This window comes from Skermanella aerolata KACC 11604, from assembly GCF_000936425.1.
Lineage (GTDB): Bacteria > Pseudomonadota > Alphaproteobacteria > Azospirillales > Azospirillaceae > Skermanella > Skermanella aerolata.
The window spans coordinates 1-13,231 of record NZ_AVFK01000032.1 but is presented as its reverse complement, the minus strand read 5'-3'; the positions used below and the strand labels follow the sequence as shown (position 1 = coordinate 13,231).

General features: G+C 64.9%; 11 protein-coding genes. 7 read left to right on the top strand and 4 right to left on the bottom strand.

The window, feature by feature from the left end:
* Positions 1-32: 32 nt before the first annotated feature.
* The gene (locus N826_RS28370; RefSeq protein WP_044434409.1) at positions 33-263 is read left to right on the top strand and encodes a tautomerase family protein; all 231 of its coding nucleotides are present in this window, start codon (positions 33-35) and stop codon (positions 261-263) included.
* An 81-nt stretch (positions 264-344) separates the two neighbouring features.
* On the opposite strand, the gene N826_RS28365 is transcribed toward N826_RS28370, so the two are convergent.
* Positions 345-1,313 (bottom strand): DMT family transporter, encoded by a 969-nt coding sequence (locus N826_RS28365; protein ID WP_084721253.1) that lies wholly within the window; start codon positions 1,311-1,313, stop codon positions 345-347.
* Between the two features lie 498 nt (positions 1,314-1,811).
* Here N826_RS28365 and N826_RS28360 point away from each other — a divergent pair, with 498 nt between their 5' ends.
* From N826_RS28360 to N826_RS28350, 3 genes are read left to right on the top strand one after another with little or no spacing between them, the layout of a single operon-like run.
* Positions 1,812-2,837 carry an ABC transporter substrate-binding protein gene (locus N826_RS28360; protein ID WP_044434407.1) on the top strand — a complete coding sequence of 342 codons (1,026 nt, stop codon included), beginning with the start codon at positions 1,812-1,814 and terminating at the stop codon, positions 2,835-2,837.
* Complete coding sequence (locus tag N826_RS28355) at positions 2,834-3,874, top strand: FecCD family ABC transporter permease (protein ID WP_044434405.1); 1,041 nt, start codon at positions 2,834-2,836, stop codon at positions 3,872-3,874. Before N826_RS28360 ends, N826_RS28355 begins: the two co-directional genes overlap by 4 nt.
* Positions 3,871-4,632, top strand: a complete 762-nt coding sequence (locus N826_RS28350; RefSeq protein WP_044434403.1) for an ABC transporter ATP-binding protein — start codon at positions 3,871-3,873, stop codon at positions 4,630-4,632. The genes N826_RS28355 and N826_RS28350 overlap by 4 nt, the downstream gene beginning before the upstream one ends.
* Before the next feature lie 476 nt (positions 4,633-5,108).
* On the opposite strand, the gene N826_RS28345 is transcribed toward N826_RS28350, so the two are convergent.
* Positions 5,109-5,708 (bottom strand): LysE/ArgO family amino acid transporter, encoded by a 600-nt coding sequence (locus N826_RS28345; RefSeq protein WP_044434402.1) that lies wholly within the window; start codon positions 5,706-5,708, stop codon positions 5,109-5,111.
* Positions 5,709-5,804: 96 nt separating this feature from the next.
* Here N826_RS28345 and N826_RS28340 point away from each other — a divergent pair, with 96 nt between their 5' ends.
* Positions 5,805-6,689, top strand: coding sequence for a LysR family transcriptional regulator ArgP (locus tag N826_RS28340; protein ID WP_044434401.1), 885 nt, complete (start codon positions 5,805-5,807; stop codon positions 6,687-6,689).
* Positions 6,690-6,831: 142 nt separating this feature from the next.
* Positions 6,832-9,600: a DUF4214 domain-containing protein gene (locus tag N826_RS40605; protein WP_052832202.1), complete on the top strand. Its 2,769-nt coding sequence runs from the start codon at positions 6,832-6,834 to the stop codon at positions 9,598-9,600.
* A 142-nt stretch (positions 9,601-9,742) separates the two neighbouring features.
* Here the strand turns inward: N826_RS40605 and N826_RS28330 are convergent, their stop codons facing one another.
* The gene (locus tag N826_RS28330) at positions 9,743-10,750 is read right to left on the bottom strand and encodes a zinc-dependent alcohol dehydrogenase family protein (RefSeq protein ID WP_044434399.1); all 1,008 of its coding nucleotides are present in this window, start codon (positions 10,748-10,750) and stop codon (positions 9,743-9,745) included.
* A 112-nt stretch (positions 10,751-10,862) separates the two neighbouring features.
* On the bottom strand, positions 10,863-11,768 hold the full coding sequence (locus N826_RS28325; RefSeq protein WP_044434397.1) for a hypothetical protein: 906 nt from the start codon (positions 11,766-11,768) through the stop codon (positions 10,863-10,865).
* A 136-nt stretch (positions 11,769-11,904) separates the two neighbouring features.
* Between N826_RS28325 and N826_RS28320 the strand changes: the two genes are divergently transcribed.
* On the top strand, positions 11,905-12,996 hold the full coding sequence (locus tag N826_RS28320) for a serine hydrolase domain-containing protein (protein WP_063772334.1): 1,092 nt from the start codon (positions 11,905-11,907) through the stop codon (positions 12,994-12,996).
* Positions 12,997-13,231 lie beyond the last annotated feature (235 nt).

The window sequence follows — 13,231 nt, the reverse complement described above, 5'->3', positions numbered from 1 at the left end:
CTGCCGAGTCAGTCCAACCGAAGGAGGCCATCATGCCTATCGTCACCATTCAGGTCACGCGGGAAGGGTCCGGTCCCGGCCGCACTTCCGTAACGGCCGATGAGAAGGCGTCGCTCATCGCGGGTGTCAGCCAGCTCCTGCTCGACGTGCTGCACAAGCCGCTCGATTCCACTTTCGTCGTGATCGAGGAGGTCGAGCCGGAGAACTGGGGTTGGGGCGGTTTGCCGGTCCCCGAGTTCCGCAAGCGGCGATCTTCCGGATGAATCCGCCATCCGCGCACCCGGATCAGCAACGGGTTCCGGATCGCCGGCTCGCCCCGTCCGTCCAGGGCGACAGGCGTCTCGTTACTTTGAGCAGTTCATGTCCTCCGGTCCATCACGGCTCCCTTTGACGTGGGGGGTAGCGCCGCCGGCGAAGGCCGCAACCGCAGCCGCGGCGACGATCACGACGGCGCCGACGAGGCTGATCGGGGCTGGAAGCAGGCCGAAGACGAGCATGTCGAAGGCCAAGGCCCAGAGCATGGCCGTATACTCGAACGGCGCCAGCGTCGAAGCCGGCGCATGGGCCAGAGCCTCGGTCATCGCGATGTGCGCCAGTCCTCCGGAAATCCCGGCGGCAATCATGAAGACAAGCGCGGTGCTTGTCGGTGAGGCCCAGCCAAAGGGGAGGGTAGCCAAGCCGGCGATAGCGCAGACGACGGCAAAGTAGAAGGCGATGGTGCCTGGCGGCTCCGTTTCGGTCAGTGTCTTGATCTGGATCTTGGCGACTGCTGTGGTGGCCGCCATCGCCAAGCCGGCGGCTACGCCGATCAGGGTACCGGCTTCGAGCGACGGTCCCTCGAAGGCCGGGGCAAGCATCAGGGCGACGCCGGCAAAGCCGCCGAGTGCCGCGCCGATGACGACGCCACCTGGACGTTCCCGCAGGGCAAGTATCGCAGCCGGCACGACCAATAGGGGCGCCAGGAAGCTGAGTGCCGTGGCGAGGGCCAGAGGCAGGTAGGCCAGCGAGACGAAGGAAAAGAACATGGCGGTGCAGCCGAACAGGCTGCGCATCAAGTGCCCACCCGGCCGCCGGGTCCTCAGTCCCCATGGGAACTGCCGGCGCCAGAACAGGTAGGCGACGATCGGCGGAAGGGCCAGGGCACTGCGATAGAAGACGATTTGCCCCACGGGAGCCTCGAAGGACGCCAGCCGGACGCAGAGTGACATGACCGCGAACAAACCCGTTGCCGCCAGCCTGAGCGCAATGCCGCTTCCGGCGCCCGAGGCCTGCCGCCTGGATGGAGCACGGGCAAGTATGTTCAGCTTACTCATCGGCGTGATCCACTGATTGGTTTCCCTCCCGTTTCGCATCCCGGTGCCGCATCGGGCATTTCGCACGGGGCATTTCCCTGCCTGCGTGCGACCGGGTCACTGCCATTCGATCATGGTCGGCGCAAGCAACTCTGAAGGCGCGCGTCATCGCCGCTGCCGAATTCATAAAGGTGCTGCCGTTCTCGACAAGCCGACGAGGCCAGTTCAAGCCGTCGCCGGAAACAGAAACATCTTGTACTTGCGACGCATTCGCATTATTGGTGGCGCGCTTCCGGGCGGAAACCTTGGAAACGCGTCCGCTTTCTCGGCACCTGGCCCGGCCGGGTGCGGCTCAGCCAGATCATCCAACGGGGAGTTCCAGTCGGGCGAAAACCGGGAGGGGACACGTCCAGGGACTTTGATGAACTTGATCACTCTTCGGGTCCGACAGTTCCGCCCACGACGACAAGCAGGCCATTGTCGACGAACCATGAAGACCATCCGGCTTAGGACGCTCCGATGAACGTACTGAAATCGCTACTGACCCTATCCGGCCTGTTTGCCGTGATCGGTCTTGCCGCGTCGCCGTCCCTGGCCGACCCGACGCGCTATCCGCTGACCATCGAGAACTGCGGCACGCAGGTCACCATCGAGAAACCGCCGAAGCGGGCGGTCGGCCTCGGCCAGAACAGCGCCGAAATCCTTCTGCTCCTCGGCCTGCAGGACAGAATGGTCGGCACCGCCTTCTGGCCCAGCAAGGTCATGCCGCAGCTGGCCGAGATGAATGCCAAGGTCAAGCTCCTGACCGTCGAGTTCCCAACCTTCGAATCGATCCTCGTCGAAGACCCGGATTTCGTCGCGGCTGCGCTGCCCGTCCTGCTCGGCCCGAACAGCAAAGTCGCCAAGCGCGGGGATTTCGACAAGGTTGGCGTCCCGACCTATCTGTCGCCCAGCACATGTCTCGACACCAAAAATGCCAAGGATGTGTATGGCAGCCGTTCGCAGCTCTGGAGCATGGATCAGCTTTACCAGGAGATCGATGAGCTGTCCCGGATCTTCGACGTCGCGGATCACGGCCAGGCATTGATCGCCGATTTCAAGGCACGCGAGGCGGCGCTCCGCTCCAATGTCCCGAAGGACGCCCGGAAGCTCTCCTACGTCTTTTGGTTCTCCAGCCCCTCGCCGTCCGCCGACGCCTATCTCGGTGGCAAGAACGGCGCGTCGGGATTCATCGCCGACCTTCTTGGCGGCACGAACGCCATCGCATCTGAGTCGGAATGGCCAACGCTGGGCTGGGAGGGCATTATCGCCGCCAATCCCGATGTCATCGTCGTCGCCAATCTCGACCGTAACAGGTGGGAACTCGATAGGCCGGAAGCCAAGATCAAGTTCCTGACTACCGATGCGGCCGTCAGCCAGATGCCAGCGGTCAAGAACAACGCGATGGTCGTCATGGACGGCCAGGCGATGAACCCGACGGTACGGACCCTTTACGGTGCCGAGCAGGTGGCCGGGCAGTTGAAGACGCTCGGTTTGCTGAAGTGACCGAAACGCGGCATATGGTCGGCAGGTTGACCGTCCTCGGGGCTGTGCTTTCGGCCTCTCTGCTGGCTATCGCCCTCGTCATCGGGGTCAGCGTCGGTATCGGCGATCTGCCGATACCCCTCTCCACGACACTGTCCGCCGTGACCAACCGGCTGGGATGGACATCGGTCGAACTGAGCCGCATCCACGAGACCGTGATCTGGGACTACAGGCTCAGCCGGGCGCTGGTCGCGGCGTTCTGCGGCGCCGGCCTTGCGCTGTCGGGGGCGATCATGCAGTCGCTCCTGCGCAATCCGCTCGCCGAACCCTATGTCCTCGGCATATCGGCCGGCGCCTCCTCCGGCGCCGTTGCGATCGTCATCCTCGGCATCGGGTCCGGCGCCGTCTCGCTGTCGGCGGGTGCCTTTGCCGGAGCCTTCGCGGCTTTCTTCTTCGTCGCACTCCTGTCGAACGGCACGCGCGGCGGCGCCGACCGGACCATCCTGGCCGGCGTCGCCGCATCCCAGCTTTTCAACGCCGCCACGTCCTATATCGTGACGACCTCGGGCAACGCGCAGCAGGCACGCGACGTGATGTTCTGGCTGCTCGGCAGTTTCGGCGGCGTGCGCTGGCCCGAGTTCGTGCTGGTATCCACCGTCGTGGGCTTCGGACTTGCCGCCTGTCTGCTCGCCGCGCGGGTTCTCGATGCCTTCGCCTTCGGCGACGAGGCGGCGTCGTCGCTCGGGGTCGATGTCGGACGGGTGCGGATCAAGCTCTTCGCGCTGACCGCATTGATGACGGCCACCATCGTCAGCATGGTCGGCTCGATCGGTTTCGTTGGCCTCGTCGTGCCGCATGTCGCCCGTTTCCTGGTCGGGCCGACGCATATCCGGTTGCTGCCGGCCTGCGCGATCGGGGGAGCGATCTTCATGGTGCTGGCCGACATCGCTTCGCGGGTCCTGATCCCGCAGCAGACCCTGCCGATCGGCGTCGTCACGGCGCTGGTCGGCGTGCCTTTCTTTTCGATCATTCTCTACCGGTTCCAGCGTGCATCATGAGCATCAGGGCTGAACAGCTGACGTGGAAGATCGGCGGCAAGACCGTCCTCGATACGGTCTCGCTGGAGGCTGCACCGGGTGAGATGCTCGGTCTGCTCGGACCGAACGGGTCCGGCAAGACCTCCCTCCTGCGCCTGCTCGCCGGGCTGAAGCCGCCGCATTCCGGCCGGGTCATGCTTGAGCGGGAGGATGTCCGGTCGATCTCCCGCCAGTCGATCGCGCGGCGTGTCGCCTTCGTCGAGCAGCACGCGACGACGAACGCAAACCTGAAGGTCATCGATGTCGTAAAGCTTGGCCGGTTTCCGCATCGCTCCATGTTCTCGGGCTGGTCGCCGGCCGACGAGCAGGCGGTCGAGGACGCGCTGGAGAAGGCGGGCATGACCGGGAAGCGCGATGACTACTGGCATAGCCTGTCGGGCGGCGAAAAGCAGCGCGTCCACATAGCCAGGGCGCTGGCGCAGACGCCGAAGGAACTGCTTCTCGACGAGCCGACCAATCACCTCGACATCCAGCATCAGATCGGTCTCCTGAAGCTCGTTTCCGGTCTTTCGGTGACCAGCATCATCGCTCTTCACGATCTCAATCACGCTGCCATGTTCTGTGACAGACTGGTCGTCCTGAGACAGGGCAGGGTCGTCGCGTCCGGGCATCCGGGCGATGTGCTGACCGAGGATCTGTTGAAGGATGTCTTCTCGGTCGAAGCGCGCGTCGAGCTGTCCGCCCATCATGCGCGCCCCCATATCCATTACCTGCGTTGATCGCTCCGATCGGCGACATCGGTGCTGATGAGCGATGTCGGTCCGCGATAGGGTAAGACCAACGGGTAAGACAGCTATCAATGAGCGAGATTGCACAAGCCAAGTATTGATGTACATTTTAGCAATTCGTCTTCAGCTCTGGCGCAATGCATTGCTCACCAACATCATCAAGGCTCAAACCGGCAAACTGACGGATCGCAGGGTGTGCGTCCTTGCCATATCAGTTGTGAGCCTGCTCATCGTATACGCATTGACGATGCACTTATTCGCCGGAGCAAAGGCCGAGCCGCCTCGAAGTGGTTCACTCGATGCAAAGGAATGCTTGGCCGGCAGCGGTTGTGGCTATGCCCATCCAGTAGTGACTCTGCCGCCCAGAGCCTCCCGTACAGGCGTCTGCCAACTGGCTCCGATTTCCAGCCACTGCTGAACCGTGCCGGAACGACCGCAAGCATGGCTGCCCGCCTCCGGCCCAGGGGTCAGGCCACCAGCGCCACCGAAATCGTGCACATGACGATGCCGATGCCCAGTTCCAGCACCCGCCACGCACCCGGCCGGGCGAACACGGGCCGAAGCAGGCGCGCACCGTAACCCAGCGAAAAGAAGAAGACGAAGGAGGCCGTCATCGCTCCAGCAGCGAAAAGCCCCTTGTTCGCCGCGAACTGCGTGGACACGGAACCGAGCAGCACAACGGTATCCAGGTAGACATGCGGGTTCAGCCATGTCAGCGCGAGACACGTCGCCAGCGTGGCGCCCAGGCTGACGGGAACGGTATCGGCCGGCGCCAGCGCACCGCCCGAGCGGGCCGCGGCCCAGAAACTGCGCAGGCCGTAGACGAGCAGGAAAGCCGCACCGGCATACCGTGTCGCCGTTTCGAGCCACGGAACCCAATTGCTGGCTTGGGCGAAGCCGCCGACGCCGACCAGGATCAGCACGGCATCCGAAACCGCGCAGGTCAGACAAACCGCCAGGACGTGCTCGCCGCGCAATCCTTGACGGAGTACGAAGGCATTCTGTGCGCCGATGGCGACGATCAGGCTGAGACCTAACAGAAGGCCGGGGAAGAAAGCAGACAGCATGACGGGCCACCTCGTTTGCGAATGGCGGCTTCACTAGCATGCCAGGCGGCGTTAGCATCCTTAAAGATAGTTACCTTAGTTAAGGAGTGCTAATTCGTGCTGGATTATGCCCTGCTGTCCGCCTTGGCGGCCGTCATCCGCACCGGCAGCTTCGAACGCGCTGCGCAGCAGCTTCACGTCACTCCCTCGGCCGTCTCGCAGCGCGTCAAGCTATTGGAAGAGAAGCTCGGGACGGTCCTGGTGGTTAGGGGAACCCCGTGCACCGGCACGCCAGGGGGCCAGCGTTTGTGCCAGCACGTCGAACAGGTGGCGCTGCTGGAAAGCGAACTGCGCCATGAGCTTCCAGGCATCCGGGACGCGGGGCCGCAGGTGACGGTACGCATCGCGGTCAATGCCGACAGCCTCGCGACGTGGTTCGTCGCCGCCATGGCCCAGACGCAGGACTGCCTGTTCGACCTCGTCATCGACGACCAGGAGCACAGCGCCGACTGGCTGCGCCGGGGTGAGGTTCTGGCAGCTGTCACATCTGGGGCCAAGCCGGTACAGGGCTGTGACAGCACGCCGCTGGGCGCCCTGCGCTACATTGCGACGGCCAGCCCGGAGTTCGTCAGCCGGCACTTCGCCGACGGGGTGCACGATGCTTCCCTTGCGCGGGCGCCGCGCCTGACCTTCAACACCAAGGATAGCCTCCAGACGCAATGGATACGGCAGGCCTTCGGAACGGACATCGCGTCGCCCACGCATTGGCTGCCCTCGTCCCAATCGTTCATCGATGCGGCCTTGGTCGGCCTCGGATGGGGAATGAACCCGGAGATGCTGGTCGCCGAGCATCTGCGCAACGGCCGGCTGATCGCCTTGATACAGGACCAGCCGCTCGACGTGCCGCTATTCTGGCAGCGCAGCCGCATCGTAAGCAGCCGCCTCGGCGACATCACGCGGGCGGTTCTCCGCACGGCGGGGACCCTGCTGCAACGGCCGTAACTCGGCCCAAGCATCTATAACAGTCGCAATAGGACCAAAACAATATCTCCAATGCGTCGGTACCCAGTCCAATTACCAAATCGATATTTCCATCAAGTTGTGCATAAATGATCTGCATTCATCAGGAACGTTGTTCAAAAACATGACTATCAGAACTGTATTTCGAACGACCAATACATGGGACCAGGGGTTCGCGGCGGAAATCGACGTCTTTAACGATGGAGCCGAGGCCGTCACCGACTGGCGGCTCGGCTTCACCGCCCCCTGGGCTATTCAGTCCTTCTGGAATGCGGCGGCCCTAATCGCACCGGCGGGCGCTACCCGCTTCGGCAATGTCGACATGAACGGCACGCTGGCGCCCGGCCAGAAAGCCACCATCGGCTTCACGGCGGCCGGACAGCCGACGCCGCCCGTCTTTTTCGACACCGACGGCCCATCCTCGGAAGTGCCGCCGGCGCTCACCGTCACCGACGCCTGGACGGTCGAGGGCGACACCGGGACCTCTCCGCTCGTGTTCGAGCTGACGCTGTCGCACGCTTCCGCGACCCCCGTCAGCATCCGCTGGGAGACGGCATCGACCGCCGGAGCGGTCGCCGGCACCGACTTCACCAGCACGGGCGGAACCGTGACCTTCGCCCCAGGCCAGACCCGCGCGACCGTCACGGTGGAGGTGACCGGCGACACGACGCCCGAACTCAACGAAGCCCTCAAGCTGGTCCTGTCGGAGCCGGTGGGCGTCATACCGGCGCGGTGGGAGGCAAGCGGACGCATCCACGACGACGACGGCCCCTCGCCAGCCGCGCCTGACCACCAAGCCGACGGTTTCCTATCGACGCGCGGCAACGAGATCATCGACTCCACGGGCGCGGCCGTCCGGCTGGCCGCCGTCAACTGGTTCGGACTGGAAACGTCGCGCGCCTCGCCGGACGGGTTGCACGTCCGGGCCTGGCAGGACATGATGAAGCAGATGGCGGATCTTGGCTTCAACGCCATCCGTCTGCCCTACTCGTCCGAACTGCTCGACGGCAAGACGCCGACCAATATCAGCGAAACGCTGAACCCCGACCTGATCGGGCTGTCAGGCCTCGAGATCATCGACAGGATCGTCGATTACGCGGGTCGGCTCGGGATGAGGATCATCCTGGACCATCACCGCAGCAGCGCCGGCGACGGCCCCAACGCTAACGGCCTGTGGTACGACGGCGCCTTCACCGAACAGGGCTGGATCGACGACTGGGTGATGCTCGCCCAACGCTACAAGGGCAACGCCACGGTCGTTGCGGCCGATCTCCACAACGAGCCGCACAAGTCGGCCACCTGGGGCGACGGCGTCGCCGCGACGGACTGGAAGGCTGCGGCGGAACGGGCCGGCGCCGCGATCCAGCAGGTCAATCCCGACTGGCTGATCCTGGTCGAAGGCATCGAGAAGTACAACGACAGCTATTACTGGTGGGGCGGCAATCTCCAGGGCGTCGCCGACCACCCCGTCGTCCTGCCGGTCGGCGGCAAGCTGGTCTATTCTGCCCACGACTATCCCAACTCGGTCCACCCCCAGCCCTGGTTCCAAGGCGACGACTTCGCCGCCCGGCTCCCGCAGGTGTTCGACACCCAGTGGGGCTACATCGTGCGCCAGAACATAGCGCCTGTCCTGCTCGGTGAGTTCGGCACGCGGATGCAGGATGCCAAGGACCTGGAATGGCTCTCCAAGCTCGTCCTCACCCTGAACGGAGACCTTGACGCCGACGGTGTGACCGACGCCGGCATGCCCTCGGCCGGTCAATCCTGGGCCTACTGGTCGTGGACCGACAATTCGGTCGATACCGGCGGCATCCTCGACGCCGACACGCGCACGCTGGTCCAATCCAAGCTGGAGGCCCTGGCGGCGATCCGCGGCACGTCCTTCGCACCCTCGGACGGCGGCTCCTACGGCGGTACCGAACCGGCGGGTCTTATGCTGAACGGCGGCGGCGGCAACGACGTTCTTCGGGGCGGCATCGGCGACGACTTCGTCTATGGCGGCCCCGGCAGCGACACCGCCGTCTGGAACGCACCGCGCCGCGCCCATGACGTGACGCTGGATGTCCAGGGCCACAGCACGGTCGCCGGACCGGAAGGGACCGACACCCTCCAGAGCGTCGAGGTCCTCTCCTTCACCGACGGCCGCCTGATCGCCGACACCGGACATGCCGCGGCGCAGATCTTCCGGCTTTACGGCGCGACCCTGGACCGCGCGCCGGATGCCGGCGGCCTCAAGTCCTGGGTGACGGTGCTGGAAAGCGCGTCACTGACCCTCCGTCAGGCAGCCGACGGTTTCACCGGCTCGCCGGAGTTCCAGGGCCGATACGGCCACCTGGACGATGCCGGCTTCGTCGATTTGCTGTACTGGAATGTCCTCGACCGCGCTTCCGATCCGGCCGGCCTCGACAACTGGCTCAACGCCATGGCCGGCGGAATGACTCGCGCCGAGGTCGTGCTGGGTTTCTCGGAGGCTGCCGAGAACGTCCAGCTGACGCGGCCGGCGGTGGAGCAGGGCATCTGGGTGCGCGACGATCAGGCGGCTGTCGTGGCAAGGCTGTACGACACGACGCTGGATCGCTTGCCGGACGCCCTCGGCCTCGCCAATTGGACGGCGGCGCTCAAGGACGGCATGACGGCGCAACGGGCGGCCGACGGCTTCGCCGGCTCGCTGGAGTTCCAGCAGAAATACGGCGCCCTGGACGATACGGGCTTCATCCGCCAGCTCTACCGCAACGTTCTCGATCGGGAAGGGGAGGGCGCCGGCGTCGAGGCGTGGCAAAACGGCATGCAGGGCGGCATGACCAGGGCGGAGGTCGTGCTGGGCTTCTCGGAATCGGCGGAACACCAGGCAAAGCTGGCGCCCGCCATCGACGATGGGATCTGGCTGTCCTGATCTCAAGACTCAGGGGCCGTAGAGTCTGACTGGCGGTCGGCAAGTGTTGGGCCACGGCCCAACCTACGAAGCAGGAGCCTGTAGGTTGGGCCGTGGCCCAACAAACACTGTCCACATAGGTCAATGTCTTCGGTCTTTGGCCTCAATACTCCAGGCAGATCTTGCCGAAATGCCGTCCCGCTTCCTGATGCCGGAAAGCGTCGGCGATCTCGGCAAGCGGAAAGCTCCGGTCGATCACTGGCCGCGTGCCGGTCGCTTCGATCGCCCGCACCAGTTCCCGCTGATGGCGCCGACTGCCGACGATCAGTCCCTGAAGGCGGGCCTGCTTCGCCATCAGCGCGGCGGTCGGGACCTCGCCCGCCCGGCCGGTCAGCACGCCGATCAGCGAGATGTGCCCGCCGACGCGCACCGCATTGATCGACTGCGCCAGCGTGCCCGGCCCGCCGACCTCGACGACATGGTCGACCCCGCGGCCGCCGGTCCAGTCGCGAGCCCGGACGCCCCAGTCCTCGTGCTGCCGGTAGTTGATCGTATGATCGGCCCCCAGGCTGCGCGCCCGTCCCAGCTTCTCGTCGGACGACGACGTGACGATCACCGTGGCGCCCATCATCTTGGCGTATTGAAGCGCGAAAATGGAAACGCCGCCGGTGCCGAGCACCAGCACGACGTCGCCCGCCTTCAGTCCGCCGTCGACCACCAGGGCGCGCCAAGCCGTCAGCCCGGCCGTGGTCAGCGTCGCCGCCTCCGCGTGGCTGTAGCCCTTGGGCGACGACGTGAACCAGCTCGCCGGCCGCACCACGGTCTCGCAGGCATAGCCGTCGATCCCGTCGCCGGGAGTGGACTTGAAGTCTCCGATCGTCGCCGGACCGTCCTGCCAGGTCGGGAAGAAGCAGGAAACGACGGCATCGCCCGCCGCGAACTCCGTCACGCCGCCGCCCACGGCTTCCACGACGCCGGCGCCGTCCGACATCGGAACGCGTCCGTCCGCCGCCGGCATCCTGCCGGTCACGACCCCATAGTCATGGTAGTTGAGCGAACTCGCATGGACCCGGACCCGGATCTCGCCCGGACCGGGCTGGCCGGGATCGGGCATCTCGACCGATTCCAGACGGTCGAGCCCGCCCGGCGAGCGCAAAACAATTCCCTTCATGTCTCTCACTGATCCTTTTCGGTGCGGCTGCGGTGTGCACCACGGCAGAGGGAACCGCCGGATGTCGCGTGGAGTTCCCGGCTTTCCGCATTCCGGCACCGCGACCGTCCCATCAGGCCTCGCTCGACGACCTTCTGTCCGCCGATCCCATCCGGCCGATCACCGCCTGGGCGGACTGCTTGATCTGATCCTGGTACACCCATGCCCCATGGGCGGCGGACCACGTATCGAAGGCTATCCTGGGATCGTTGATCACGTCGCCCAGCACCTTCGAGGCAGCCGACGGATAGGCGCTGAACGGGATATGGCGGAACGGTCGGGTGTAATCGTGGCTGAGGCTGGACCGCGTGGGTTCATCCTCGGTGCGCTTGACGATCTTCTCCACCAGCTCTTCCTGGGATAGCGGCATCTCGTATCCCGGCGGCGAGACCAGCAGCGCCTTGAGGGCGTTCTGCGGGGCCAGTCCAGGGTCTTTCGGCCGCTTCAACTTGTCCTTCTGCGCCAGGAAATAGTAAGCAACTGTGAAGTGCTGGGAAGCATTGGTAAGCGCATCCCGAAGGACTCTGTTCGGTAGATCCGGATCGTCTTTCCCGAACAGATCGTCGGAAAGCGGCAGTCCTGACCGCACCAGATTTTCGAGCCACAGATAGTCGATATAGAATTTTTCGACCGCAATGACGGCTTTCCCGTTCACTTCCAGCTTGTCTCTCTGGTTCGCTTCATCGAACGCCTTCATGATATCCTTGAGCCGGGTCCGTTCTTCGAACAGCTTGTAAATCCCGGTTTCCGACTGAGGGTCACGGGCACGTGCCGGCATGTCCCGGTGAACGACGATTTCCAGCAGGCCAAGGATATCCCGGTAGGAATGCGACTCCGTGTCCATCCCGACCAGCCCCCCCTCAAGAACCCTTCCGATCTCGTCTTCAAGTTCCTGGAGGCTCGCCGCTTTCTTCCCATCGTTCAGACGCGACGCCAGGACGTAAGTCTTGGGAAAGCGGGACCAGTTTCGAGTGGCCATGGTTAACTCCCTCTAAAAGCCCATCATAGACCGAAGACCGGTCTTTCAGAACCCCCCGCGCGCATGGCCGGTTCCGCCAGTGCGGGAGTTCGCGGCGGCGCTTGGATCGGCACCGTCGCGGTCCAAATAGCTGCTCATGAAACGTCCCGCTCAGATCGCTCCCCCCGCTCCAAACTTCCACCGGCGCGACATACTGAAGGTGGCTGCCCTGGCTTCCTTCGGCGCGGCGCTGCCCTGGAACCACTTGGCCCAAGCCGCCGAGGCACCCGCCTCGGTCCCGGTAACGTCCCTCGATCCCGCACTGCTGGCCAGGGCACAGGCGCGGGCAGCGCGCCTCGACCAGCTCAACGGCTTGATCGTCGGCTTGAACGGCGACATCGTGCTCGGGGAGGCGTTTCGCGGCCCCGCCCTCGACCGCCCGGTAAACGTCAAGTCGGTGTCCAAAACGATCGTCGCCACGCTTGCCGGCATGGCGCTCGACCGCGCCGTCCTGAGCGGCGTCGATCAGCCCCTTGCCGACATCATGCCCGAGCTGGTTCCGTCCTCCGCCGACCCAAGGGTCCGCAAGCTCACCGTCGCCCAGCTCCTGACGATGCAGGCCGGCCTGGAGCCGACCTCCGGCCCCAACTACGGCCGCTGGGTCGAAAGCCCGAACTGGATAGCCTTCGCGCTCGGCCGGCCCTTCGTCACCGAACCCGGCGAGCGGATGCTGTATTCGACGGGCAGCTATCACGTGCTGGGTGCCGCACTGGCCCGGGCCTCCAAGCGGAGCCTGCTCGCGCTCACGCGCGACTGGCTCGCCGATCCTCTCGGCATCGCCATCCAGCCCTGGACACGCGATCCGCAGGGTTTCTACATGGGCGGCAACAACATGGCGCTCTCGCCGCTCGCCCTGTTCCGGTTCGGCGAGATGTGGCGGAGCAACGGCCTCTGGCAGGGATCGAGGGTCCTGAGCACGGCCTGGATCGAAACCTCATGGCAGCCGCGCGCACGCTCCCCGTTCTCCGGCGACGACTACGGTTATGGCTGGTTCCTGACGGAAGCGCGGGGCAGGGCGGTGGCCTACGCTCGCGGCTACGGCGGCCAGATGGTCTACGTGGTGCCCTCGTTGGGCCTGACCGTCGTCGTCACCTCCGACCCGACGCGGCCGGCCCGCTCCGGCGGGTACATCAGCGACCTGTACTCCATCTTGGCCGACGACATAATCCCGGCCGCAGAGGCTGGGTGAACCGGAAGCGCCCAGTCCCGTAGGGTCGAGTTATCACTAGTGTTCTGATCCAAACGAATGATCCCCGTTCACATGCGGGCAGTTGTTGGGCCACGGCCCAACCTACGAAGCAGGAGCCTGTAGGTTGGGCCGTGGCCCAACGACAACTCGCCATTGCTGGCGGGAATCAGCCGTTTCGGCCATAACACTAGGGCGCTTCTGCAAAGTTCAGAGCCATAGAAGAATGGCGGCAATG

Coding starts and splice junctions, on each gene's coding strand:
- N826_RS28360 (WP_044434407.1), top strand. CDS start 1,812: ATGAACGTACTGAAATCGCTACTGACCCTATCCGGCCTGTTTGCCGTG.
- N826_RS28330 (WP_044434399.1), bottom strand. CDS start 10,750: ATGAAGGGAATTGTTTTGCGCTCGCCGGGCGGGCTCGACCGTCTGGAA.
- N826_RS28350 (WP_044434403.1), top strand. CDS start 3,871: ATGAGCATCAGGGCTGAACAGCTGACGTGGAAGATCGGCGGCAAGACC.
- N826_RS40605 (WP_052832202.1), top strand. CDS start 6,832: ATGACTATCAGAACTGTATTTCGAACGACCAATACATGGGACCAGGGG.
- N826_RS28345 (WP_044434402.1), bottom strand. CDS start 5,708: ATGCTGTCTGCTTTCTTCCCCGGCCTTCTGTTAGGTCTCAGCCTGATC.
- N826_RS28320 (WP_063772334.1), top strand. CDS start 11,905: ATGAAACGTCCCGCTCAGATCGCTCCCCCCGCTCCAAACTTCCACCGG.
- N826_RS28370 (WP_044434409.1), top strand. CDS start 33: ATGCCTATCGTCACCATTCAGGTCACGCGGGAAGGGTCCGGTCCCGGC.
- N826_RS28365 (WP_084721253.1), bottom strand. CDS start 1,313: ATGAGTAAGCTGAACATACTTGCCCGTGCTCCATCCAGGCGGCAGGCC.
- N826_RS28325 (WP_044434397.1), bottom strand. CDS start 11,768: ATGGCCACTCGAAACTGGTCCCGCTTTCCCAAGACTTACGTCCTGGCG.